General features: G+C 63.1%; 22 protein-coding genes. 16 read left to right on the top strand and 6 right to left on the bottom strand.

The window, feature by feature from the left end:
- The first annotated feature begins 90 nt into the window (after window positions 1-90).
- Window positions 91-777, top strand: coding sequence for an HU family DNA-binding protein (locus ACBG85_RS11675; RefSeq protein ID WP_149357716.1), 687 nt, complete (start codon window positions 91-93; stop codon window positions 775-777).
- A gap of 167 nt (window positions 778-944) precedes the next feature.
- Here the strand turns inward: ACBG85_RS11675 and ACBG85_RS11680 are convergent, their stop codons facing one another.
- The 3 genes from ACBG85_RS11680 to cofC are packed head-to-tail and all read right to left on the bottom strand — an operon-like array spanning window position 945 to window position 4,933.
- Window positions 945-1,871, bottom strand: a complete 927-nt coding sequence (locus ACBG85_RS11680; RefSeq protein WP_007729338.1) for a bifunctional NUDIX hydrolase/histidine phosphatase family protein — start codon at window positions 1,869-1,871, stop codon at window positions 945-947.
- Between the two features lie 17 nt (window positions 1,872-1,888).
- Complete coding sequence (locus tag ACBG85_RS11685; RefSeq protein ID WP_003942685.1) at window positions 1,889-4,132, bottom strand: RNA degradosome polyphosphate kinase; 2,244 nt, start codon at window positions 4,130-4,132, stop codon at window positions 1,889-1,891.
- A 51-nt stretch (window positions 4,133-4,183) separates the two neighbouring features.
- Window positions 4,184-4,933, bottom strand: a complete 750-nt coding sequence (gene cofC, locus ACBG85_RS11690) for a 2-phospho-L-lactate guanylyltransferase (protein WP_007729336.1) — start codon at window positions 4,931-4,933, stop codon at window positions 4,184-4,186.
- A gap of 126 nt (window positions 4,934-5,059) precedes the next feature.
- On the opposite strand from cofC, the gene ACBG85_RS11695 reads away from it, so the two are divergent.
- From ACBG85_RS11695 to ACBG85_RS11705, 3 genes are all read left to right on the top strand, one after another.
- On the top strand, window positions 5,060-6,058 hold the full coding sequence (locus ACBG85_RS11695) for an NAD(P)H-dependent glycerol-3-phosphate dehydrogenase (protein WP_218695159.1): 999 nt from the start codon (window positions 5,060-5,062) through the stop codon (window positions 6,056-6,058).
- Entirely contained in the window at window positions 6,055-7,206 is a 1,152-nt protein-coding gene (locus ACBG85_RS11700) for a cystathionine gamma-lyase (RefSeq protein ID WP_003942728.1), read from the top strand. The genes ACBG85_RS11695 and ACBG85_RS11700 overlap by 4 nt, the downstream gene beginning before the upstream one ends.
- A gap of 71 nt (window positions 7,207-7,277) precedes the next feature.
- A complete protein-coding gene (locus ACBG85_RS11705; protein WP_042450837.1) occupies window positions 7,278-8,384 on the top strand; it encodes a D-alanine--D-alanine ligase family protein in 1,107 nt (368 codons plus the stop codon).
- On the opposite strand, the gene ACBG85_RS11710 is transcribed toward ACBG85_RS11705, so the two are convergent.
- Window positions 8,385-9,077, bottom strand: a complete 693-nt coding sequence (locus ACBG85_RS11710) for a DUF3515 domain-containing protein (RefSeq protein WP_007729332.1) — start codon at window positions 9,075-9,077, stop codon at window positions 8,385-8,387. It lies immediately after the preceding gene.
- Between the two features lie 77 nt (window positions 9,078-9,154).
- On the opposite strand from ACBG85_RS11710, the gene ACBG85_RS11715 reads away from it, so the two are divergent.
- The 3 genes from ACBG85_RS11715 to ACBG85_RS11725 are packed head-to-tail and all read left to right on the top strand — an operon-like array spanning window position 9,155 to window position 11,406.
- Window positions 9,155-10,204: a thiamine-phosphate kinase gene (locus tag ACBG85_RS11715; RefSeq protein WP_211920394.1), complete on the top strand. Its 1,050-nt coding sequence runs from the start codon at window positions 9,155-9,157 to the stop codon at window positions 10,202-10,204.
- 9 nt (window positions 10,205-10,213) lie between these two features.
- The gene (locus ACBG85_RS11720; RefSeq protein ID WP_003942761.1) at window positions 10,214-10,735 is read left to right on the top strand and encodes a gamma carbonic anhydrase family protein; all 522 of its coding nucleotides are present in this window, start codon (window positions 10,214-10,216) and stop codon (window positions 10,733-10,735) included.
- On the top strand, window positions 10,735-11,406 hold the full coding sequence (locus ACBG85_RS11725) for a uracil-DNA glycosylase (RefSeq protein ID WP_020907272.1): 672 nt from the start codon (window positions 10,735-10,737) through the stop codon (window positions 11,404-11,406). Before ACBG85_RS11720 ends, ACBG85_RS11725 begins: the two co-directional genes overlap by 1 nt.
- A 66-nt stretch (window positions 11,407-11,472) precedes the next feature.
- Here the strand turns inward: ACBG85_RS11725 and ACBG85_RS11730 are convergent, their stop codons facing one another.
- Together ACBG85_RS11730 and rpmB are read right to left on the bottom strand one after the other, a co-directional pair.
- Window positions 11,473-12,267 carry an enoyl-CoA hydratase-related protein gene (locus ACBG85_RS11730; protein ID WP_003942812.1) on the bottom strand — a complete coding sequence of 265 codons (795 nt, stop codon included), beginning with the start codon at window positions 12,265-12,267 and terminating at the stop codon, window positions 11,473-11,475.
- A 145-nt stretch (window positions 12,268-12,412) separates the two neighbouring features.
- A complete protein-coding gene (rpmB, locus tag ACBG85_RS11735; protein WP_003942669.1) occupies window positions 12,413-12,604 on the bottom strand; it encodes a 50S ribosomal protein L28 in 192 nt (63 codons plus the stop codon).
- Window positions 12,605-12,937: 333 nt separating this feature from the next.
- Here rpmB and ACBG85_RS11740 point away from each other — a divergent pair, with 333 nt between their 5' ends.
- From ACBG85_RS11740 to rnc, 9 genes are all read left to right on the top strand, one after another.
- The gene (locus ACBG85_RS11740; RefSeq protein WP_003942755.1) at window positions 12,938-14,647 is read left to right on the top strand and encodes a DAK2 domain-containing protein; all 1,710 of its coding nucleotides are present in this window, start codon (window positions 12,938-12,940) and stop codon (window positions 14,645-14,647) included.
- Between the two features lie 73 nt (window positions 14,648-14,720).
- Entirely contained in the window at window positions 14,721-16,982 is a 2,262-nt protein-coding gene (recG, locus tag ACBG85_RS11745; protein ID WP_003942757.1) for an ATP-dependent DNA helicase RecG, read from the top strand.
- A gap of 120 nt (window positions 16,983-17,102) precedes the next feature.
- On the top strand, window positions 17,103-20,507 hold the full coding sequence (locus ACBG85_RS11750; RefSeq protein WP_073513507.1) for a pyruvate carboxylase: 3,405 nt from the start codon (window positions 17,103-17,105) through the stop codon (window positions 20,505-20,507).
- Window positions 20,504-21,070 carry a 16S rRNA (guanine(966)-N(2))-methyltransferase RsmD gene (rsmD, locus tag ACBG85_RS11755; protein WP_030535425.1) on the top strand — a complete coding sequence of 189 codons (567 nt, stop codon included), beginning with the start codon at window positions 20,504-20,506 and terminating at the stop codon, window positions 21,068-21,070. Before ACBG85_RS11750 ends, rsmD begins: the two co-directional genes overlap by 4 nt.
- Window positions 21,067-21,561: a pantetheine-phosphate adenylyltransferase gene (gene coaD, locus ACBG85_RS11760; RefSeq protein WP_003942776.1), complete on the top strand. Its 495-nt coding sequence runs from the start codon at window positions 21,067-21,069 to the stop codon at window positions 21,559-21,561. Before rsmD ends, coaD begins: the two co-directional genes overlap by 4 nt.
- 131 nt (window positions 21,562-21,692) lie before the next feature.
- Window positions 21,693-22,454 (top strand): DivIVA domain-containing protein, encoded by a 762-nt coding sequence (locus ACBG85_RS11765; RefSeq protein ID WP_003942696.1) that lies wholly within the window; start codon window positions 21,693-21,695, stop codon window positions 22,452-22,454.
- Between the two features lie 189 nt (window positions 22,455-22,643).
- Window positions 22,644-23,204, top strand: a complete 561-nt coding sequence (locus tag ACBG85_RS11770) for a DUF177 domain-containing protein (RefSeq protein WP_007729319.1) — start codon at window positions 22,644-22,646, stop codon at window positions 23,202-23,204.
- 2 nt (window positions 23,205-23,206) lie between these two features.
- Complete coding sequence (gene rpmF / locus ACBG85_RS11775) at window positions 23,207-23,389, top strand: 50S ribosomal protein L32 (RefSeq protein WP_007729318.1); 183 nt, start codon at window positions 23,207-23,209, stop codon at window positions 23,387-23,389.
- A 19-nt stretch (window positions 23,390-23,408) separates the two neighbouring features.
- The gene (gene rnc, locus ACBG85_RS11780; protein WP_003942759.1) at window positions 23,409-24,182 is read left to right on the top strand and encodes a ribonuclease III; all 774 of its coding nucleotides are present in this window, start codon (window positions 23,409-23,411) and stop codon (window positions 24,180-24,182) included.
- Window positions 24,183-24,186 lie beyond the last annotated feature (4 nt).

Here is a 24,186-nt window from a genome sequence, read left to right on the forward strand (position 1 = left end):
TTGGCGTGGCACATAGACTCTTGCCGTTATCAGGTTTACCGTGGTTCTCAGTCGGTCCGACGGTGGACCACAATTAGCGGAGGAATTTCAATGAACAAGGCAGAGCTCATCGATGTTCTGACTGAAAAGCTGGGTTCGGACAGGCGCACAGCGACCGACGCAGTGGAGCACGTCGTGGACACCATCGTCCGCGCCGTCCACCGTGGCGAGAGCGTGACCATCACCGGCTTCGGAGTCTTCGAGCAGCGTCGTCGTGCAGCACGTGTTGCACGCAACCCGCGTACGGGCGAGACCGTCAAGGTCAAGCCGACGTCGGTTCCGGCTTTCCGTCCGGGTGCGCAGTTCAAGGCTGTTATCGCTGGTGGACAGAAGCTTCCGGCCACCGGCCCGGCAGTCAAGCGTGGCGTAGCAGCACCGGCCACCAAGGCTGCAGCCAAGAAGGCTGCTGCCAAGAAGACCGCAGCCAAGAAGGCTCCGGCCAAGAAGGCTCCGGCCAAGACCGCAGCCAAGAAGACGGTTGCCGCGAAGGCTCCCGCCAAGAAGGCTCCGGCCAAGACCGCAGCCAAGAAGACGGTTGCCGCGAAGGCTCCCGCCAAGAAGGCTCCGGCCAAGACCGCAGCCAAGAAGACGGTTGCCACCAAGGCTCCCGCCAAGAAGGCTCCGGCCAAGACCGCAGCCAAGGCTCCGGCCAAGAAGGCTCCGGCCAAGAAGGCCCCCGCCAAGACCGCAGCCAAGAAGGCTCCGGCCAAGAAGGCTCCGGCCAAGCGCGCAAAGTAGTCGCGTTCGGGTGAAAAACCCGATGCCGTAAGACAAAGAGGTGCAGCCGCGGATCAGATCCGCGGCTGCACCTCTTTTTTGCTGTCTGGGAGAAGTGTGAATTCTCCTGTGTTTCAGTGCTTTGCAAAACTACCGAATCGAGCTGGGTGTCGGTTGGTCCAAATCCCTCAGGAGTTGGCGACTTTGGGGAGCGGGCTGTCGAGGTGATCCGCGGCTACCAGACGGCCGTCGAGGAACGAGAGCACCCAAGTGCTCGCCTTACGGTTGCGCGCCGAGGGCAGTGTTACACCGGCCGTATCAGCCCACCAGCGCATCAAATCGGGGATGACGCCTCCTTGGCTGCAGATTACGGGAGTGCCCTCCAGCGCGGCGATCTGCAGCGCACGCGCCCTGGCGGCGTCGGGATCGGCCTCGTAACCTTCTTCGGTCAGAAGAGGTTCCGTCGAAATCTCTACACCCAATGCCTCCGCCAATGGCATCACAGTGTCGATGCAGCGCGTACGGTCAGCCGCGAAAACCGAATCGGCTCCGAAGATTTTCAGCTGTTCGACCAAGGCGGCGGATTGCTCTTTGCCCTTGGCGTCGAGTGGACGCACATTGTCGTCGCCCTTGTATCGCTTACGGCTTCCAGCTTTTGCGTGGCGGACGAGTAATACCGTTTTCGTGTCAGGCCGAAGGGAAACGAAGCGGCGAAGAATCATTCGATCCATCGGGTAGGAAAGATGATCGGCTACCTCGGTGACCGGAAGCCAATAGAGAACATCCACTTCGCTATTCGGCCCGAAATCTCCGTCCACTGCTTCGGCCGACCAGTATTCGACCCGTTTGAGTTTGCGATGTCCCGGGATCGGGTACGTCACGCCACCGAGGTGCCTTCCGAAACGTCCAGTGATCGAGGTCTCTTCGCGGACCTCGCGAACTGCTGCGGTCAAGAAGGTCTCGCCGGGATCGAGCTTTCCTTTGGGGAATGACCAGTCGTCGTACTTCGGTCGATGTACGACGGCGATCTCGATGGCGGAAGGATCCTGAGGAGCCTTCCGCCACAGAACCGCGCCTGCGGCAAAGATGTTGGCTTTGACCGGCTTGTCGCTCATTGTGTGATCCGAGCCCGTCAAGACCCGCTGGCGGTGCGGCTGCGCATCAACGACTGTTGATGCTCACGTACGTCCTCACCGCGTTCGGGGGCAGCGACCCAACTCCCGTCCGGATGCAGTACCCAGCAGCGAGTTCGGGGATCGAGCGCGGAGTCGAAGATGTCACCGAGTTGCTTCGACAGTTTCGGGTCCTTGACCTGCACCATGACCTCGACGCGGCGATCGAGGTTGCGGTGCATCATGTCTGCGCTGCCGATCCAGAATTCGTCGGCCGAGCGGAAATGGAACATTCGCGAGTGTTCGAGGAAGCGTCCGAGAATGGAACGTACTTCGATGTTTTCGCTGAGGCCGGGAACGCCCGGCTTGAGCGCGCAGATTCCGCGGACCACTATCTCGACGGGGATACCGGCCTTGGATGCGCGGTACAATGCGTCGATGACCTGCTCGTCGACCAATGCGTTGGCCTTCAAGCGGATACCGGCATCGCGGCCTGCGAGCTTGTGAGCGATCTCGTTGTCGATCCGCTCGATGATCCCGCGGCGAACCCCGTACGGCGCTACGAGAAGGTTGCGGTAGCTCGTCTTTCGGGAGTATCCGGTCAGCGAGTTGAAGAGGTCGGTGAGGTCTGCACCGATCTCCGGTGCTGCGGTGAGCAATCCGACGTCCTCGTACATGCGCGCGGTCTTCGGGTTGTAGTTGCCCGTGCCGATGTGGCAGTAACGACGAATGGTCGAGCCCTCTCGCCTGACGACGAGGCACGTCTTGCAGTGAGTCTTGAGACCGACGAGACCGTAGACGACGTGAACGCCGGCCTGCTCGAGTTTGCGTGCCCACTTGATGTTGGCCTGCTCGTCGAAGCGGGCCTTGATCTCCACCAGCGCGACAACCTGCTTGCCGGCTTCGGCGGCGTCGATCAGTGCGTTGACGATGGGGGAGTCGCCGGAAGTGCGGTACAGGGTCTGCTTGATCGCGAGCACCTGGGGGTCGGCGGCGGCCTGTTCGATGAAGCGTTGAACGCTTGTGGAAAACGAGTCGTATGGGTGGTGGACGAGCACGTCGCCTTCGCGCAGGGTCGAGAACACGCTCTTCGGAGTCTCGCGTTCACCGAACGCCGGATGCGTCGCCGGGACGAACGGAGCGTCTTTGAGAGCCGGGCGGTCGACGGCGTAAACCTGCCAGAGGCAGGACAAGTCGAGGAGACCGGAAACCTCGATCACGTCGGCCGGATCGACGTCGAGTTCACGCAGAAGCAGTTCGAGCATGTGCTCGGTCATGTCGTCGGCAACTTCGAGGCGGACGGGTGAACCGAAACGACGACGCGCCAATTCACGTTCGAGTGCCTGCAGCAGATCCTCGTCCCGATCTTCTTCGACCTCGAAATCGGCGTTGCGTGTGATTCGGAAAGCGTGATGTTCGACGATTTCCATTCCAGGGAACAGCACGTCCAGATGAGCCGAAATCAGTTCTTCCATCGGGAGGAAAGAATCGATGGTGGACGAAGATGTCGTGCTCTTGACTCGCACGAACCGGCCGACGTTGTCGGGAACCTTGACGCGAGCGAAGTGTTCGCCGCGGGTGACGGAGTCCTTCACTGTCACGGCGAGGTTGAGGCTCAGTCCGCTGATGTAGGGGAACGGGTGAGCGTGATCGACTGCCAACGGCGTCAGTACCGGGAAGACCTGCTCGTGGAAATGCGCCGAGAGTCGGCCGTGATCGTCGGCGCTGAGGTCGGCCCATCGAACGATTGAAATGCCTTCTGCCGCCAGGGCAGGGCGGACCGAGTCGAGAAACACGTGCGCGTGCTTGTCGGCGAGTTCCTGGGTGCGACGCGCGATGAGCGCCAATTGTTCGCGTGGGGAGAGGCCGTCGGCGGACCTGACCGACAGTCCCGTCTCGTCGCGGCGCTTGAGTCCGGCGACCCGGACCATGAAAAATTCGTCGAGATTGGAAGCGAAGATGGCGAGGAACTTTGCGCGTTCGAGCAACGGCAGTGACTCGTCGGCGGCCAATGCGAGAACACGGGCATTGAAATCGAGCCAGCTGAGTTCGCGGTTGAGGTAACGATCCTCGGGAAGTCCGACGAGCAATTCGGGTAGCTCTGCCTTGGTAGCTGCAGGGGGAGCGCCCGGGATGTTGGTGGCGACCGCGACGGCCTGAGATCGCGGCGAGGTGGCCGCGCCGTTCTCGTGGCGGCCGGAGCTGTGGTCTCCGTCCGACTGGTCTTCGGAAATACGGTTTTCGAGTGCTTCGCCATTGCTCACTCGTCGATCATCCCCCACAATCGCGCGGTCCGACAATCGATGAAAGAAAATTCATCGACTGTTCGACGGCGTGGCCTTGAGTCTGGTCAACGAAGCCGATGTCGCGGGGCCTACTCCCAGTGCTCTCACAGTGCCGAGATCGGCATGGGTGTCGACGTCGGTGCGCAGTCCCGGCCATTGGCCATTGAGTGGACGAGCACCTGAATTGGCATGTCCAAGTGCGGATTCCGGCCCGAACCGAGGGTCGAGTGCGCTTTCGCCGCACGCAAACAATGCGGAAGTGCCGGTGCCGTGGTGATCGACGACGACTGAACGTCCGCCGCTTCGGGCCGCGGCCACGGCCTCCGTCAGTTCGCTCGGTTGCATCGCGGGCAAGTCCGCTTGCAGCACAACGAGGTCGACCACTCCGCGCTTGGCTCGGATATCGGCGGCCGCTGCACTCAACGCCGCGTTGAGGGTTTCCTCCGTGCGCGGTGTTGCGCCGTTGGTTCGGGCGGCGTCGGGAGCTGGATCGGCGTAGACCGTCACGCCTACGGAATATGCAAGGGCGGCAACGGTGGGGTCCGGGGTGACCACTGTGACGCTGTCGATGGCCGAGACGGCTGCAACTGTGGCGAGGGTGTCGTGAAGCATGGCCAACACGAGGTCTGCACGCGCGTCCGAGTCGAGTTCGCCCGCGAGGCGGGACTTGGCCGATCTCAAGGACTTGACGGCCACTATCGCATGCATGGGGCGTTCGATCTCCGTGCGCGCATGCGGTGTCTCCACGGCGTGTGGGTACGGGGGTTCCGCGCTGTCCATCCCTCGATCTTGCCAGTCATCACGCTCGGTGTCCGCGGCTGCCCACCGCAGTGCACCACAGGCGATACTCTGTGCAGACGATTTTTCTGGCGGCGACCCGCTTCGCCGGGTAGACGGGGTGAGCGTGTGAGTAAGGCAGCTGTATTGGGCGCAGGTTCGTGGGGAACGGCGTTGGCGAAGGTGATGGCCGAGGCCGGAACCGACGTGACGATGTGGGCCAGGCGTGAAGAGGTCGCGAAGCGCATCGACACCACGCACGAGAACAGCGACTATCTGCCAGGCATTGCTTTGCCTTCGTCGATTCGCGCGACCCACCACCACGAGGAGGCGATGGCAGGTGCTGACTTCATCGTGCTGGCGGTTCCCTCGCAGTCGCTACGAGCAAACCTGGAGCAGTGGAAAGGCTCGATCGGACCCGATGCGACTCTGCTGAGTCTGGCCAAGGGAATCGAGACCGGGACGCTCATGCGCATGAGCCAGGTCATCGTGTCGGTGACCGGCGTGGAACCGGGGCGCGTCGCGGTGCTCTCGGGCCCGAACCTTGCACACGAGATCGCCGGCGGGCAGCCCGCGGCGACGGTGATCGCCTGTTCGGATTCCTCGCGTGCCCTCGCTCTCCAGGATGCTTGTGCTACCGGCTATTTCAGGCCGTACACCAACTCCGACGTCATCGGATGCGAGATCGGTGGTGCGTGTAAGAACGTGATCGCGCTGGCCTGCGGCATGGCCGCCGGCAGTGGATTCGGCGACAACACGGTTGCCAGCATCATCACCCGTGGGCTCGCCGAGACGATTCGTCTCGGCGTTGCGCTCGGCGCCAAGGCGTCGACTCTTGCAGGCTTGGCGGGCGTCGGTGACCTGGTAGCGACCTGCACGTCCGAGTTGTCGCGAAACCGGACGTTCGGAGAGCGGCTCGGACGAGGCGGGTCGATGGAGTCGGCACAGACGGCAACCAACGGTCAGGTCGCCGAGGGCGTGAAGTCGTGCACGTCGGTACGCGCACTCGCTGCCGGATACGACGTGGAGATGCCGTTGACCGACGCGGTCCACCGGGTGTGCCACGAAGGCATGGCCGTCAGCGATGCGATCGGTCAGTTGCTCGGACGCCGGACGAAGCCGGAATGAGTGAAATCGGTGTGGGTCGCTTCGAGGATTACGGGGATTCGACGCGCAGCGTGAGCGCCGTCGCGCGCGAACACGCCGCGGGTCAGCCCATGCAACTGGGCCCGATATTCGCTGCGCCGTACCAACTTTCGGCGGACGAAGGTTCCGAGTCCGATACCTATGCACGTGCATCGAACCCGGGTTGGCGCGGACTCGAATCCGCGCTCGCGGCGCTCGAGAGAGCGGACCACGCCCTCGTCATGGGATCGGGGATGTCCGCGATCACCGCTACCTTGCGCAGCGTCCTCGTCGCGGGGGATACCGTCGTCGTGCCCTCGGACGGGTACTACCAAGTGCGGTTGTACGCGAACGAGCGCCTCGCGCCGTTGGGAATCACCGTTCGCGAGGTTTCGACTCTGCAGATGGGCGACGCGAGCTTCGTAGATCTGCTCGACGCGTCACCGGGCCGCGTGGTCGTCGTCGCCGAGACGCCGTCCAACCCGGTGCTGGACGTGGTCGACCTTCGCGTGCTCGCCGACGTGTGCCACCGTTCGGGTGCGCTGCTGATCGTCGACAACACGACCGCGACACCGCTGGGTCAGCGCCCGCTCGAATTGGGTGCCGACGTCGTGGTGGCCAGCGGTACCAAGGCTCTCAGCGGGCACAGTGACCTCCTGATGGGTTACGTCGCCACCTCCGATGCGGCAGTGAGTCGGCGAATCGAGCGTGAGCGACTTCTCTCGGGAACGGTGCTCGGCCCCTTCGAGACGTGGCTTGCGCACCGGAGCCTCGGCACGGCAGGCCTGCGATTCGGGCGTCAGTGCGACAACGCGCTGGCGCTTGCCGAGATGTTGGTAAATCACAAAGCAGTCCGGTCCGTTCGTTACCCCGGCCTTCGCGGTGACCCGTCCTATGCAACGGCATCCGGTCAGATGAATCGATTCGGCGGATTGGTGAGCGTCGAGTTGGATTCGGCTCAGGCCTTCCACTCGTTCGTCGAAGCGAGCGCTCTCGTCACGGCTGCTACCAGCTTCGGCGGGATCCACACGACGGCGGATCGCCGTGCGCGTTGGGGCGATCCGGTCAGTGCGGGGTTTGTCCGAATCGCTTGTGGCATCGAGGACACCGCCGATCTCCTGGCCGACATCGAGCGCGCACTCGACGCGTAAACGGGCCGGGTCGACGAAATCGGTCCGGCCCGATCGCGTGCCGCAGTCGATTCGGCGGTACGGTTTGACGCGTGAACAGCAGTCGTACCCGCGTGGCCGTGATCTTCGGTGGCCGGAGCAATGAGCATTCAGTGTCCTGTGTTTCCGCCGGAAGCGTCCTGAGCAACCTCGACCCCGATCGGTACGACGTCGTACCGATCGGCATCACCGTCGACGGTTCCTGGGTGCTCGGTTCGAGCGACCCCAGTTCCCTCGCGATCAGCGGGCGCGCGCTGCCGTCGGTCGACAAAGACGGAACGTCGGTGGTCCTCAGCGCGGACCCCACCCGCGAGGGCGAGGTCATCTCCTTCGACGGCTCCGACGCCGGTGCTGTGCTCGCGTCGGTCGACGTCGTGTTCCCCGTTCTTCATGGGGCTTACGGCGAAGACGGCACGATCCAGGGTCTGCTCGAACTTGCCGGGGTTCCGTACGTCGGACCCGGAGTTCTGGCCAGCGCCGCCGGCATGGACAAAGAGTTCACGAAGAAGCTTCTTGCTGCTGAAGGACTTCCCGTCGGAGTGCAGGTCGTGCTTCGACCGGGAACCGCAACGCTGACCGAAGAGCAGAAGGCGGAATTGGGCCTTCCGGTTTTCGTCAAGCCCGCTCGTGGAGGCTCGTCCATCGGCATCACTCGGGTGAGCAATTGGGACGGTCTGGACGGGGCGATCGCTCATGCACGCCTGCACGATCCCAAGGTGATCGTCGAAGGCGCGATCATCGGCCGCGAGGTGGAATGCGGCGTCCTCGAATTCCCGAACGGCGACGTCAAGGCGAGTGTGGTCGCCGAGATCCGGATGCCGGATTCCGACGCCGATTCGGACGCATTCTACGACTTCGACACCAAGTACCTCGACGACGTCTGTGAATTCGACATCCCCGCGAAACTCGACGAGTCGGTGAGCGACCAGATTCGAGAGCTTGCTGTCCGCGCGTTCAAGGCACTCGATTGCCAGGGACTCTCGCGGGTCGATTTCTTCGTCACGGCTGACGGCCCGGTGATCAACGAGATCAACACGATGCCCGGGTTCACTTCCATCTCGATGTACCCGAAGATGTGGAACGCCACCGGAATCGATTACCGCACTTTGATTTCGACTCTGGTCGACACCGCCGTCGCTCGCGGCACCGGCCTTCGCTGATCAGGGAACCGCGACCGGCGCCGGGTCGAGAGGCTTCTGTTCGAGAGTCGCCGTGATGGTGTCGGAGATTTCCTGAATCGGCGTCGGACCGGTCCCGTCGGGGATCGTGATACCGATGTATTCACCGCGGTCTACGGCAAACCAAGTGCTCGCCGCCAAACCGATGTCGGTTCCCGAGACCTGGAACCACTGGACACCGTTCACAACCTGTAGTGCTGCAGCCTGGTCGAACTCGGACGGACGGTCGAGTCCGCAGCGCAAGACGATCGGCTCTCCTTCGCTGCGCTGCCACGCTGCCGCACCGGCCGGAGCAGGTTCTACCAATTCGGCTTTCGTGAAGTCGTCGATCTTGTCGGGGAGCGCGCCGAGAAGGGAAACGCAGGCCGGCGACTCCGCTGCCGGTGCCGGCACGGGTCCCAATGCAACCGGCGAGAGTTCAGCGTTGTTTCCCGCGACGACGGCCGCGATCACTACTCCGACGATCAGGGCTACCGGGAGTGCGATGGCGGTGGCGATCAGCGCCGGACTGCGGCGCTCTGACGGATCGTCGTCGCCGTCGGGGTCGATGTCGGCGTTGTCTGCGGTGGAGGTGTTTTCTGCCATGCTCAGTTCTTCGCTCGGGTCCTGGTCCAGTCGATCAGCGGTCTTGTCACTTCTGAGAGCATGTCGGTGAATCGGTAGGATTGCCGACACACGCGTGAGCTTGCAGAAGCATTCACGACCACAGCTAGAAGGTACCGCAGGCCGCTTACGAGCGAATTGCGTCGGCATTGGAGAGACTCATCGCATCATCGGAGTTCACTGCATCATCAGAGTTCACTGCGTCATCGGAGTTCGGGTCGGAGCCCACTGTCGAGCAGGTGGGGGAGTTCGACGTGATCGCGCGATCTCTTCTCGGCCGAATCCAACCGGTCACCACTGAATTGGGGCCGGGTGACGATGCCGCCATCGTGACTTCCGGAGACGGCCGTGTGGTTGTCTCGTCCGACATGTTGGTCGAAGGTCGACATTTCCGAATGGATTGGTCTTCACCACGCGACATCGGCCGGAAGGCAGTGGCACAGAACGCTGCTGATGTGGTCTCGATGGGAGCGCGGCCGACGGCCTTCACGGTGTCTCTGGGGTGCCCGCCTTCGACACCCGTCGACGTGGTCGACGCAATCTCCGCGGGAATCTGGGACGCGGCAACCGATCTGGGCGCCGGTGTGGTCGGCGGTGACCTGGTCCAGTCACCGGTGATCGTGGTGTCGGTGACCGTGCTCGGCGATCTCGGTGGCCGTGCGGCAGTTCTGCGTTCGGGAGCAAAGATCGGTGACAAGATCGCGGTCGCCGGGTTGTTCGGTTGCTCGGCAGCAGGGTTGGCACTACTGCTCGACGAAGCCGTACTGCTCGACAAGCCCGCAAACTTTCCAGATTTGCTTGCCTCCCATCGCGTTCCGAATCCGCCGTATCAATCGGCATGGGACGCCGCAGAATCAGCACATTCCATGACGGACGTGTCCGACGGATTGATCGCGGACCTTCGACATCTCGCAGAGGCCTCGCACGTGCGGTTCGACATCTTCTCGGCTGCGGTTCCGACCTCACCGGATGTCGCATCGGCGGCCGAGGCGCTCGACGTCGATCCGCTGGACTGGATCCTCTCCGGTGGTGAAGATCACGGATTTGCAGCAACTTTCGGGCCTGAGGTCGAGATTCCGTCGGGTTGGATCGTGATCGGTGAGGTTGCCGCCGGTTCGGGCGTGAGCGTCGACGGTTCGCTTCGCGAGAGCGGCGGGGGCTGGCACAGCTTTTCGACCACCGGTACCACCGCGGTATAGGTTGCTTTCATGGCTGTATACGCACTTGGAGACAGAGTTCCGGACATTCACCCGGACGCATACGTCCACCCGGACGCGGTGGTGATCGGCGCCGTGACTCTCGCAGCGGGTACCTCGATCTGGCCGCAAGCGGTATTGCGTGGTGACTACGGAACCATTTCGGTGGGAATCGGATCGAACATCCAGGACGGAACCGTCATCCATTGCACCGCCGTCGATGCGACTGTCATCGGTTCCGGTTGCGTCGTGGGCCACAACGCGCACATCGAGGGATCGACCATCGAGGACCATTGCCTGATCGCGTCGGGGTCAGTTGTTCTCAACGGAACGGTGATCGGGACGGGGTCGATCGTCGCCGCTGGTGCGGTGGTGGCCAACAAGATGCAGGTTCCGCCGCGCAGCATGGCACTCGGTGTCCCCGCCAAGGTCCGTGCGGGATACGAGGTTCCGCTCGGTCACCTCGACGGCAACGTCAAGATGTACGCAGCCAATGCGGCGTACTACCGCGACGCGTTGCGCAGGCTCGACTGATGGCGCCGCTTGCAGAGATCGTCGATCCAGGGTGGGCGCGGGCACTCGAACCGGTCTCGGAGCAGATCTCCGCGATGGGTAAGTTCTTGCGCGAAGAGATCGCTGCGGGACGGGAGTATCTGCCTGCGGGAGAGAACGTCTTGCGTGCATTCACGAATCCGTTCGACGACGTTCGGGTGCTCATCGTCGGTCAAGACCCCTATCCGACGCCCGGTCATGCTGTCGGGTTGAGCTTTTCGGTTGCCCCGGACGTGCGGCCGGTTCCGCGAAGTCTCGGTAATATCTACAAGGAGTATCACCAGGATCTCGGGTTGCCGATACCGCCGAACGGCGATCTGACGCCGTGGTCGAAACAAGGTGTGCTGCTTCTCAATCGCGTACTCACCGTGCAGCCGGGTCAAGCCGCTTCTCATCGTAAGAAGGGCTGGGAGCCGGTGACCGAGCAGGCTATCCGCGCTTTGGTGGCGCGGTCGTCACCGATGGTGGCGATCTTGTGGGGTCGTGACGCGGCCACTCTCGCGCCGATGCTGGGCGACACACCGATCATCGAATCAGCGCACCCGTCACCGCTTTCGGCTTCGCGCGGGTTCTTCGGTTCGCGCCCGTTCAGTCGTGCGAACGAACTCTTGACCGGACTCGGAGCTGACCCGGTGGACTGGAATCTGGGCTGATCGATCAGCGTCTGCACTCACCCGGCATGCCGAACGTCGTGACACGACATTCGGCATGCCAGCTGACTAGGCCTGCTTTGCGGAAGTGAAATCGGGCCGACGCTTGTCGACGAACGCGTCGACGCCCTCGCGTCCGATCGGGCTGTTCGCTGCGATGGCGATGGACGCGGCTTCGGCGTCGAGTTGCTCGGCGAGCGAGTTCGTCCGCGACGAACGCAGCAGTGCTTTGATTCCCGAGTACGACGTACTCGGTCCGTTGGCCAGAGCGCGGGCGAGGCGAGCTGCCTCTTCTTGGACCTCGTCGTCACCGACGAGTCGGGTGAGGATCCCCAGGCGGACGGCTTCGTCGCCACCGATCACCGAATCGTTGAGAAGAATCTCGCGAGCGCGTGCCACGCCGACGATGCGTGGAAGCGTCCACGACATTCCGCCGTCCGGGGTGAAACCGATGGAGGGGTACGCGGGGCGAAGCTTGGTGCCGGTGCCGCCGATTGCGACGTCGGCGAGGCAGACCAGGCTCATTCCGGCGCCGGCAGCCCATCCGTGGACCCCGGCCACCACTGGAGCGGTCGCAGCGTCGAGCGCGCGAACGAACACGTGGAAGACGCGGGCAACCTCGGCCACGTACTCGCCGCGGTCAGGGGCTGCGGCGAACGCACGGACGTTGCCGCCGGCACAGAAGTTTGCGCCTTCGCCGACCAGAAGGATGCTCCCGATGTCGTTTCCGACTGTCTCGAGCGCCTGCGCGCCCTGAACCAGTCCTTCGTCGTCGAGGGAGGTGCCGTTGGCGGCGGTGGAAATGGTGATGCGGAGTACGCCCTCGTCGAGGGTCACTTTGCTCAGGTCATCGATGGAAGTCACTCAACGCACATTACGGGTGTCCGACAGCCATACGAAACACGGGGACACATAGATACAGCCACATAGATACAGCCACATAGATACAGCTCTGCCCCCGTCACCGAAGTGACGGGGGCAGAGCCTGCAATAGTTTGTGCTCGGGCAATCAGCCCCGAGCGACCTTGCCTGCCTTCAGGCAGGAGGTGCACACGTTGACCTTACGGGTGTTACCCGGGGCAACCTCGGTACGAACAGACTGAATGTTCGGGTTCCAGCGACGATTGGTACGCCGGTGCGAGTGCGAGACCGACTTACCGAAGCCGGGCCCCTTGGCGCATACGTCGCAGACGGCAGCCATAGTCGCGAACTCCTTGTTAGAAATGAATATTGAAGTGGTTACCCTACACGGTAGGGCAGCCAGAATTACAATCCGAATATACTCGACTTCGAACCGATCCTTGACCGCTCACTGTGCAGTCGAACGTGAAAACAGTCAATCAGCAACAAACAAAGTGCAGCATTATTTCGTGTAGCCCGTTCGAGGCAACCGTGTAAGAGTAACCGCTTCCGGCCCGAATGGCCAAACCGCCCGGTAATGACGGTTGCGCAGAAGCGTCGGACTACCCTCGACTGCACCGATCACCGATCTCTTTTTCATCGTCAGTCTTTCCATCGTCGAGGGGAACCGTCAGTGGGGGAAGTGCAACGCGTCGCCGAGGAAGCGGAATCCGTCGCGGACGGACATCTGCTGCGGCGCTGGGCCCGCCGGGCGGTCGACAGCCTCCAGAAACGTCGCGGTGAGATCAACAGCCTCAACGTCTTTCCCATCCCTGATTCGGATACCGGCACCAATCTGCTGTTCACGATGCGGGCTGCACTCGATTCCGCCGAGACGATCGAGGACGACGTCCGCAGTGCGGGCCGCGTCGCCAACGCTCTGGCTCGGGGCGCCGTGTCCGGTGCTCGCGGTAATTCCGGAGTGATCCTCTCCCAGGTGATCCGGGGCATCGCCGAGAGCGTTCAAGGTGAGCACATCGACGGCCGAAGCTTCGCGAACTCGCTGACCACGGCGACGACGCTGGCCTCTCGGGCTGTCTCCGATCTGGTGGAAGGCACCATCGTCACGGTATTGCGCGCATCGGGAGAAGCAGCGCAGGAGTGCGTCGACACCAGGACACCGAGCGGCGAGGATCTTGCATCCGTGGTTGCCGCCGCTGCCGACGCCGCTGCGGTCGCACTGAACAAGACGCCGGAGCAACTGGACGTTCTCGCGTCCGCCGGGGTGGTCGATGCCGGGGGATTCGGTCTGGTTCTGATCCTCGACGCTTTTGTCGAGGTGCTGACCGGGAAGCCGCAGGTTCGCGAAGATCTGGGGACGCCGGACCCGAGGTCGAGCGCAGTTGTCGACGTCAGCGCATTCGATCACGATTGGGCTCACAAGAGCCCGATCGAATGTGGTGATCACTCGGAACAGGATTTCGAGGTCATGTACCTCGTCGACGACTCCGACGACGATCGCATGACGGCGCTGCGCACGCGGCTGTCCGTCCTCGGAGATTCGACGGTCATCGTCAGCGACGGTTTCGGCGGCTGGTCGGTGCACGTGCATTGCTGCGATGCCGGTGCAGCCGTGGAAGCCGGCCTCGAGGCCGGGAAGGTTCACGGTATTCGCATCAGCAGTTTTCTCGTCGACGAACGCGACCAGTTGGTGGCACGGGCGGAGAGGCGATTCCCCGGGGCCGGCGCGCGCGGCGTACTGGCCGTCGTTGCCGGTGACAGCGCGGCGGCGTTGTTCGAGAGTGAGGGTGCGACGGTTCTTCGGTGCGACGATGCGCCGGTGACACGCGCACAACTGCTCGGCCGCATTCGTCAGATGGAACGCAGCGAAGTTCTGGTGCTTCCGAACGGAGCTTTGACCGCTCAGGAACTCGTCGCAGTCAGTGCCGCTGCACGCGATCCGCTTCACCAGGTTCTGCTGCTGTCGACGTCGTCGATGGTCCAGGGCCTGGCAGCACTTGCCGTTCACGACCCTCAGCGCAACGTCGCCGACGACGGCTTCACGATGTCCGAGGCGGCGGCCGCCACGCGCTGGGGATCGTTGCGGATCGCGGTCGAGCGTTCGCTGACCTACGTCGGGACATGTGATCCGGGTGACGCGATCGGTCTGATGGGGCACGAGGTGGTGCTCATCGGTCCCGACGTCGCGGAGTCGAGTGCGCGACTGGTCGACCTCGCGCTCGGATCCGGCGGCGAACTCGTGACCCTACTCATGGGCGCCGACGCGCCGGACGACCTGGCCGGGCAGCTCGAGGCGCACGTCGTCGCGCACCACCCGGGCGTCGACGTGCTCGTCTATCAGGGTGATCAGCCGGGTGACCTGTTCCAGTTGGGTGTGGAGTGATCGAACCTGGTCTGTCGGTGACTGCTGATATACGAACACATGTGCTTACCGCGACACTGTGCTGGAGGAACTGATGGCGACGCTCGCCGACCCACTCGATCGGCTGCTGGGAAAGAAGACCGCGGACGCGCTCGACGAGGCGTTCGAGATCCGCACCGTCGAGGACCTGCTGCGTCACTACCCACACCGGTACGCGTCGGCAGGCAAGGAACTCGCCGAGAAGGAGCCGCCCGAGGGTGAGCACATCACCATCATCGCGCGGGTGGCGTCGGCCGCCGTCGTGAAGATGAAGAACCGTCCGGGGCAGATGTTGCGAGTATCGCTGGCGACTGATTCGCAGACCGTCGACGTCACGTTCTTCAACCCGCAGAAGGTGCGGCACGTCATCAAGCCCGGCGTTCGGGCGATGTTCTCCGGGACGGTGAAGTACTTCCGCGGCAAGTGGTCTCTCACTCATCCGAGCTACCTGATTCTCCCGGAACCTCGTGTCGGCGAAGAGGATTCGGTAGTTCCGCTTGCATCCATCAAGGGGGCCGGTGACCTTGCGGGCCTGGCTCGCGCAAATCAGGATCCCGGCGCCGAACTCGATCTGTCCGTCTTCGATCGCGCATTGATCCCGCTGTACCCGGCGACCCGCGAGGTCGAGAGCTGGACCATCATGCGGTGCGTGCGGCAAGTGCTCGACCAACTCGATCCGATCGAGGAGCCGTTGCCCGCCGAGACTCGGGCCGAGCACGGATTCATCGGTTTGGACGAGGCGCTGCGCACCGTTCACCTGCCAGATACCAAGGAAGACATCGAACGAGCACAGGATCGTCTGCGTTTCGACGAGGCGCTGTCTCTGCAGTTGGTCCTCGCGATGCGTCGTCACGACAATTCCGAGCGTGTGGCTCCGGCCTGCGCTCCGGTCGCCGGCGGGATCGCGGACCAGTTCGAGGAGATGCTCCCGTTCACTCTGACGGAGGGACAGCAAGCAGTCGCGGAGGAGATCTCCACCGACCTTGCCCGCCCACACCCGATGAGCCGCCTTCTTCAGGGCGAGGTCGGGTCAGGCAAGACGATCGTGGCTCTGCGCGCGATGCTGCAGGTCGTCGATGCGGGTTATCAGTGCGCGTTGCTCGCACCCACCGAGGTCCTGGCAAATCAGCACGCGCGATCACTGCGCAAGATGATGGGCTCGCTGGCTGCAGGTGGTGAACTCGGTTCTGCCGAACATTCCACCCGTATCGCCCTTCTTACCGGCTCGCTGCCTGTCGCTGCGAAGCGCGCAGCGCTGCTCGAAGCCGTGACCGGCGACGCCGGGATCGTCATCGGTACCCATGCGCTCATTCAGGACAACGTCGAGTTCTTCAACCTCGGCATGGTTGTCGTCGACGAGCAACACCGCTTCGGCGTCGAGCAACGTGATCAGTTGCGATCACGTGCCCGTGAAGGACTGAGTCCGCATCTGCTGGTGATGACGGCAACGCCGATTCCGCGAACCATCGCCATGACCGTGCTCGGCGACCTCGAGGTCTCGACCCTGCGAGAGCTTCCACGTGGGCGAACCCCGATCAAGAGCAGTGTCGTGCCCGCGAAGCAGAAGCCGCAGTGGGTCGATCGCGCATGGGAACGAATCCGTGAGGACGTCGCCGACGGCCGTCAGGCGTATGTCGTGTGCTCGCGGATCGGTGACGGCGAGCAGGGTGCAGGCGAAGATCAGTTCACCGAGGAGAAGCAGCCCGAGACCAAGTCGGCGGTTGACGTCTTCGAAGAGCTGTCGAGTGGTCCGCTGGCCGATCTGCGAGTCGGGTTGCTGCACGGTCGACTGCCTTCCGACGAAAAGGACGTGGTGATGAGCGCGTTCAACGTCGGTGACATCGACGTCCTCGTCTGTACGACCGTTGTCGAAGTCGGTGTCGACGTTCCGAACGCGACGGTGATGGTGATCGTCGACGCCGAGCGGTTCGGCGTCAGTCAGCTCCATCAGTTGCGTGGCCGCGTCGGTCGAGGGAAACATCAGGGACTGTGCATCCTCGTCACCGGAAGCAATCCCGGGGGACCGGCGTACGAGCGGCTCTCGGCGGTGGCAGCGACCAACGACGGGTTCGAACTGGCTCAACTCGACCTCGCGACCAGACGTGAAGGAGACATCCTCGGTGCGGCGCAGTCGGGCACAACCTCGAATCTGCGGCTGCTTTCCCTCATGGCCCATGGAGACATCCTCGAGTCCGCCAGGGAGTTCGCTCAGGGAATCGTCGACTCCGATCCGTCGCTCGACGGTCATCCCGCCCTCGCTTCCATGGTGACCGCTGCCCTGGACTCCGACCGGATCGAGTACCTCGAGAAGTCGTGAAGGGTATGACGACAAGCTGAAATCGAATAGCACGAGGACCGCCGGGTTGGTTTCTCGATTCAGTCCGAAATATGAGACTCCGCATGTAGACGCAAGATGAAATCGGGGTAGTTTTCTCGAATGTTCTCCAAAGTGCTCGTCGCGAACCGCGGCGAAATTGCGATCCGTGCCTTCCGCGCCGCCTACGAACTAGGTGCCGGAACCGTCGCGGTGTTCCCGTACGAGGATCGGAATTCGATCCACCGTCTCAAGGCAGACGAGAGCTACCAGATCGGGGAGAAGGGTCACCCCGTTCGCGCGTATCTCTCGGTCGAGGAAATCGTCGCCGCCGCCAAGAGCGCCGGAGCCGACGCCATCTACCCCGGTTACGGCTTCCTCTCCGAGAACCCGGACTTGTCGGCGGCGTGTGCCGAGGCAGGCATCAAGTTCGTCGGCCCGTCTGCCGAGATCCTCGAGTTGACCGGAAACAAGGCTCGGGCCATCGCAGCGGCAAAGGCCGCCGGTCTCCCGGTGCTCGCGTCTTCGGAGCCGTCAGCGGACATCGACGAGTTGCTCGCAGCCGCCGAGGACATGACCTTCCCGCTCTTCGTCAAGGCTGTCGCAGGCGGCGGTGGGCGCGGAATGCGCCGTGTTGCGGAGCGCTCACAGCTCAAGGAATCGATCGAAGCCGCAGCGCGCGAAGCGGAATCGGCCTTCGGCGATTCGACGGTCTTCCTCGAGCAGGCCGTCATCGACCCCCGGCACATCGAAGTGCAGATCCTCGCCGACGAGCAGGGCAACGTCATCCACCTCTTCGAGCGTGACTGCTCGCTGCAACGTCGCCACCAGAAGGTGATCGAGCTCGCTCCGGCGCCCAATCTCTCGGAAGAGTTGCGTGCCAAGATCTGTGCCGACGCCGTCGCCTTCGCGAAGGAGATCGGATACACGTGCGCGGGCACCGTCGAGTTCCTTCTCGACAAGCGCGGCAACCACGTCTTCATCGAGATGAACCCGCGAATTCAGGTCGAGCACACTGTCACCGAAGAAGTGACGGACGTGGACCTGGTCCAGTCGCAGCTCAAGATCGCGTCCGGTTCGACGCTTGCAGAACTTGGTCTGTCACAGGAGACGATCAAGCTTCGCGGCGCGGCGCTGCAGTGCCGCATCACGACCGAGGATCCGGCAAACGGATTCCGCCCGGACACCGGCCGTATCACCGCGTACCGCACCCCGGGCGGAGCCGGTATCCGCTTGGACGGTGGCGCCACACTCGGCGCCGAGGTCGGAGCGTACTTCGATTCCATGCTGGTCAAACTCACTTGTCGCGGTCGCGACCTCGAAGCCGCTGTGGCGAGAGCTCGCCGCGCGGTCACCGAGTTCCGCATTCGTGGTGTCTCGACCAACATTCCGTTCCTGCAGGCGGTTCTCGACGACCCGGACTTCCGGGCGGGACGCGTGACAACCTCCTTCATCGAGGAACGTCCTCAGCTGCTGACTCTGCGTTCTTCGGCAGACCGCGGCACGAAGATCCTGACCTACCTCGCGGATGTGACTGTCAACAAGCCGCACGGGGAGCGGCCCTCGGCGGTGTACCCGCAGGACAAGCTGCCCAAGATCGATCTTTCGACGCCTCCTCCTGCCGGTAGCCGTCAGCGCCTGCTCGAACTCGGACCCGAAGGTTTCGCGAAGGCACTGCGTGAGCAGAAGGCCGTCGGCGTCACCGACACCACCTTCCGTGACGCGCACCAGTCGTTGTTGGCCACGCGAGTTCGGACCAGCGGACTGCTCGGAGTAGCCGGGCACGTTGCGCGGTTGACGCCGGAACTGCTCTCGATCGAAGCCTGGGGCGGCGCGACCTATGATGTGGGACTTCGCTTCCTGCACGAGGATCCGTGGTACCGGCTCGCCGCACTCCGCGAGGCGATCCCGAACATCTGCCTTCAGATGCTTCTTCGCGGCCGAAACACGGTGGGCTACACGCCGTATCCCGAAAAGGTCACGCGCGCATTCGTTCAGGAAGCCACCGACACCGGTATCGACATCTTCCGAATCTTCGACGCGCTCAACAACGTCGACCAGATGCGGCCTGCCATCGACGCGGTGCGTGAGACCGGAACGGCCCTCGCGGAGGTGGCGCTGAGCTACACCGGTGATCTGTCGGATCCGAACGAAACTCTGTACACGCTCGACTACTACCTGAAGTTGGCCGAAGAGATCGTCGATGCCGGCGCTCACGTGCTCGCGATCAAGGACATGGCAGGCCTGCTGCGCGCTCCGGCAGCTACCAAGCTGGTGACCGCGCTACGCAGCAACTTCGATCTGCCGGTTCACGTTCACACGCACGACACTCCCGGTGGACAGCTGGCGACGTACTTCGCCGCTTGGCAGGCGGGCGCCGACGCAGTCGACGGTGCTTCCGCGGCACTGGCCGGAACCACCAGCCAGCCTGCGCTCTCGGCCATCGTCGCCGCTGCCGCGCACTCCGAGTTCGACACCGGACTGAACCTGCAGAACGTGTGCGACCTCGAGCCGTACTGGGAGGCGCTGCGAAAGGTGTACGCGCCGTTCGAATCCGGATTGCCGGCGCCGACGGGTCGCGTGTACACGCACGAGATTCCGGGAGGCCAGCTCTCCAACCTCCGGACCCAGGCCGTTGCTCTCGGTCTCGGCGACCGGTTCGAAGAGGTCGAAGCCAAGTACGCCGACGCGGACCGCATGCTCGGGCATCTCGTGAAGGTGACGCCGTCGTCGAAGGTCGTCGGCGACCTCGCCCTCCACCTTGTCGGCGCCGGCGTGCCTTCGGAGGAGTTTGCCGCAGATCCGGCGAAGTTCGACATTCCCGACTCCGTGGTGGGCTTCCTGCGCGGTGAACTCGGTACGCCTCCCGGTGGTTGGCCGGAACCGTTCCGCAGCAAGGCACTCGAAGGACGTGGCCAGGCCAAGCCCGAAGCGACGTTGTCCGCTGAGGACGAGGTGCTGCTCGAGGGCTCGTCGAAGGACCGTCAGGCGACGCTGAATCGTCTGCTGTTCCCCGGCCCGACAAAGGAATTCCTCGAACACCGCGAGAAGTACGGTGACACGTCGCGGCTTTCGGCGAACCAGTTCTTCTACGGTTTGCGGCGCGGCGACGAACACCGCGTCGAGTTGGCTCCCGGCGTTGAGCTGATCATCGGTCTCGAAGCGATCTCCGAGCCCGACGAGCGCGGCTACCGCACTGTCATGTGCATCCTGAACGGCCAATTGCGCCCGGTCTCGATCCGCGATCGCTCCATTGCCAGTGACGTACCGGTGGCGGAGAAGGCCGACAAGAACAACCCGGGCCACGTGGCGGCACCGTTCGCGGGCGTCGTGACGCTCGCGGTGAAGGAAGGCCAGAAGATCGAGGCCGGCGACACCGTGGCCACGATCGAAGCAATGAAGATGGAAGCGGCGATCACCTCGCCGCGCGCCGGCGTCGTCTCTCGGATCGCGATCAGCTCCGTCCAACAGGTCGAGGGCGGAGACCTGCTGGTAGTCGTCTCGACGGGGGAGAGCGCCGCAGAGTGACACGCATCATCTCGGGACTCGCGGGCGGTCGACGCCTGCGAGTCCCGCCGAGCGGCACCCGTCCGACGTCGGATCGGGTTCGTGAGGCGCTGTTCAGTGCTCTCGAAGCGCGCATCGATCTCGAAGGGTGCGCGGTTCTCGACCTCTTTGCGGGTTCGGGTGCTCTCGGCCTCGAGGCGCTCTCGCGGGGAGCCGAGCACGTTGTTCTCGTGGAATCGGATGCCAAGGCTGCTGCCGTCATCAAGGCGAACATCGGCACTGTCGCGTTGCCTGGGGCGACGGTTCGCGCAGCTCCGGTTGCGGCCGTGGTCTCGGGTCCGAGCGCGCGTGAATACGACATCGTGATCGCGGACCCACCGTATGCGGTGACCGACGAGGCCGTCGTGTCCATGCTCACCGATCTGCAGGCCAACAAATGGGTGGGGGAGGGCACGATCGTGGTACTCGAACGATCGTCGCGCTCGCCGGAGACCGTGTGGCCTCAGGGCTACGAGCCGATCAAGGCCAAGAACTACGGTGAAGCCCGCATCGAGCTGGCCACCTGCTACGGTCTGGACTCATGACTGGCGCCGTCTGCCCCGGATCCTTCGACCCTGTGACCAACGGTCACCTCGACGTAATCGGAAGAGTTGCTGCGCAATTCGACGAGGTCGTGGTCACCGTGCTGATCAACAAGAGCAAGCGTGGCATGTTCACGATCGACGAGCGGATCGAGATGCTCGAAGACGCGACGAGTCACCTGCCCAACGTTCGCGTCACGTCGTGGCACGGATTGTTGGTCGACTACGCGAAACAAGAAGGTCTCAGCGCGATCGTCAAGGGTCTGCGCGGCGCGAACGACTTCGATTACGAGCTGCAGATGGCTCAGATGAATCAGAAGCTCACGGGCGTCGACACACTGTTCGTCGCCACGAATCCGACGTACAGCTACCTGTCGAGTTCTCTGGTGAAGGAAGTCGCGACTTTCGGCGGCGACGTCTCCGACATGTTGCCGGCCAAAGTGCATTCTCGGCTACTCGCACGTATCGCCGAGCGAGCAGCCGAAAACAGCTGATCCCCGACACACCGACCACGACGACACCCCGTTGGCCGTTCTTCCGGCAAACTTGGACAGGAACGGGCACAGGTCCGAGTGGACCGGTGACGATGTGGGCCGATTTCGGCCGGTAGAGATTGGGGTTGCTTGTGTACCGCGTATTCGAGGCACTGGACGAACTGGTCGCAATTGTCGAAGAGGCGCGCGGTGTTCCCATGACCGCAGGGTGTGTTGTGCCTCGCGGTGACGTACTCGAGCTACTCGACGACGTCCGGGACGCAATTCCGAGCGAGCTGGACGACGCTCAGGACGTCCTCGATCATCGCGACAAATTGGTCGGTGACGCGCGAGCAAACGCCGAGAAGACGGTCAGCAGCGCCAATGCCGAGGCAACCTCGACTGTGGAGAACGCACGCGACGACGCCGACCGGATTCTGTCCGATGCCAAGGCTCAGGCCGATCGCATGGTTGCCGAAGCGCGTGCGCACGCCGATCAGTTGGTCGAGGACGCCGAAGCAGAAGCGGAACGGACCGTCACCGACGGCCGTCGTGAGTACGAGGCCGTCACCGGACGGGCGCGTGCCGAGGCCGATCGGATGATCGAGTCCGGCCAGGCCTCGTACGAACATTCGGTGGCGGAGGGAACGGCGGAGCAGGCTCGTCTGGTGTCGCAGACCGAGGTTGTCCAGTCAGCTCACGCGGAATCCGCGCGAGTGATCGACGCCGCTCATGCCGAGTCCGACAGGATGCGTTCAGAGTGTGACCTGTACGTGGACACCAAGTTGGCCGAGTTCGAAGAGTTCCTCACCGGAACGGTTCGATCGGTCGGGCGTGGTCGTCAACAGCTTCGAACGGGTTCGGGGGTTCCCGACTACCAGGACGACGATCGTCGTTCCGAGCGGCGCCGATAGAGCAGACAAGTCAGTCGAGGGTGGGTCGTCCGATATGGGGCGGCCCACTTTTTCGTGGATCGAATTGGGATTTGCCTTGTAGCTGCCGTATTGTGGAGTGGTTGCCCATACCAGTTTCAACAGTTAGGTGAGTTCTCTTTGTCAACGCATCGTCGTAGTTCGTCGCATCAGTCAAGTGATGCGGGATTTTTGCTGGACACGGTCAAGCTCGGTCGTCGTCCAGGGTCGATGCGTACCGTCGAGAGAACAATTCAGTCCCCGAACCGTATCGGTCTCGATCTGATCGCGATCGAAGCGGGCGCGGACATAGATCTCGATCTTCGTCTCGAAGCAGTGTCCGAAGGCGTTCTCGTCACCGGAAACGTGCACGCACCCACCAAGGGTGAATGCTCGCGGTGCCTTGAACCTTTCACCGACACCGTGGACATCTATCTCACGGAGTTGTTCGCTTACCCGGACAGCACCACCGAGGAGACGACGGAAGAGGGAGAGGTCTACGCGGTCGAAGACGACGAAATCGACCTCGAACCGGTCATCGTCGATGCAGTCGGGCTGGCGCTTCCGCTCCAGCCTCTGTGCAGTGACGATTGCCTGGGATTGTGCTCAGAATGTGGCATTCGCCTGGCGATTGCGGAATCTGGGCATGGGCATGACATACTTGATCCTCGCTGGGCTGGTCTCGCGGCCAAATTTGGCGTGGAATCAAACACCAGCGAAAATCTTGTGATCACCGAAGCCGAGGAGAAGTAGAAGTGGCTGTCCCCAAGCGCAAAATGTCGCGATCCAACACGCGGTCGCGTCGTAGCCAGTGGAAGACCACTGTGCCCACCCTCGTTACCTGCCCCAACCGTGGCTGTGGCGAGCAGACCCTTCCCCACATCGCATGCCCGTCATGCGGTACGTACAAGGGCCGCCAGGTAACCGCTGCTGTCTAGTTCTCCCCGGAGAAAGACTATGACGAGCGAAAATACAGTTTCAGCCGCCGGCGGCGAGGGCAATCACGACAAGCTCCTCGCCGCTGTCGGCGTAGATATAGAGCCCGGTCTTCTGACCCTGGCCCTCACGCACCGCTCGTACGCGTACGAGAACGGCGGACTGCCCACGAACGAGCGCCTCGAGTTCCTCGGGGATTCCGTTCTCGGCGTCACGGTGACCGAAAATCTCTACCTGTCCCACCCGGACAAATCCGAAGGTGATCTGGCGAAGATCCGTGCCAGCGTGGTCAACATGCATGCACTCGCCGAGGTTGCCAGGACTCTGGGTGAAGGTGGACTCGGAGCACACCTGCTGCTGGGTAAGGGCGAGGAAATGACGGGCGGCCGTGACAAGCCGTCCATTCTCGCCGACGGTATGGAGTCGATTCTCGGCGCCATCCACCTGCAGCACGGCATCGAGACTGCGCGACGCGTCGTCCTCGATCTGTTCGACGATCTCCTCACTCGCGCACCGCTTCTGGGCGCGGGTCTGGATTGGAAGACGAGTCTGCAGGAACTGACCGCAGAACACGGTGCCGGAGTTCCCGTTTACGAGATCACCGCCACAGGACCCGATCACGACAAGGAATTCACGGCCACCGTTCTCATCAGTGGCAAACCCTTGGGTGTCGGTGTCGGTCGTTCCAAGAAGGAAGCCGAGCAGAAGGCAGCAAGTTCGGCATGGAAGACGATGTCGGAGAATGCCGCTGCTACCGCAGTCGCTGCTGACGACACGCCTGATCTTGCCGGCTGAGTTC

Source organism: Rhodococcus sp. NyZ502, assembly GCF_041464245.1.
Lineage (GTDB): Bacteria > Actinomycetota > Actinomycetes > Mycobacteriales > Mycobacteriaceae > Rhodococcus_F > Rhodococcus_F qingshengii.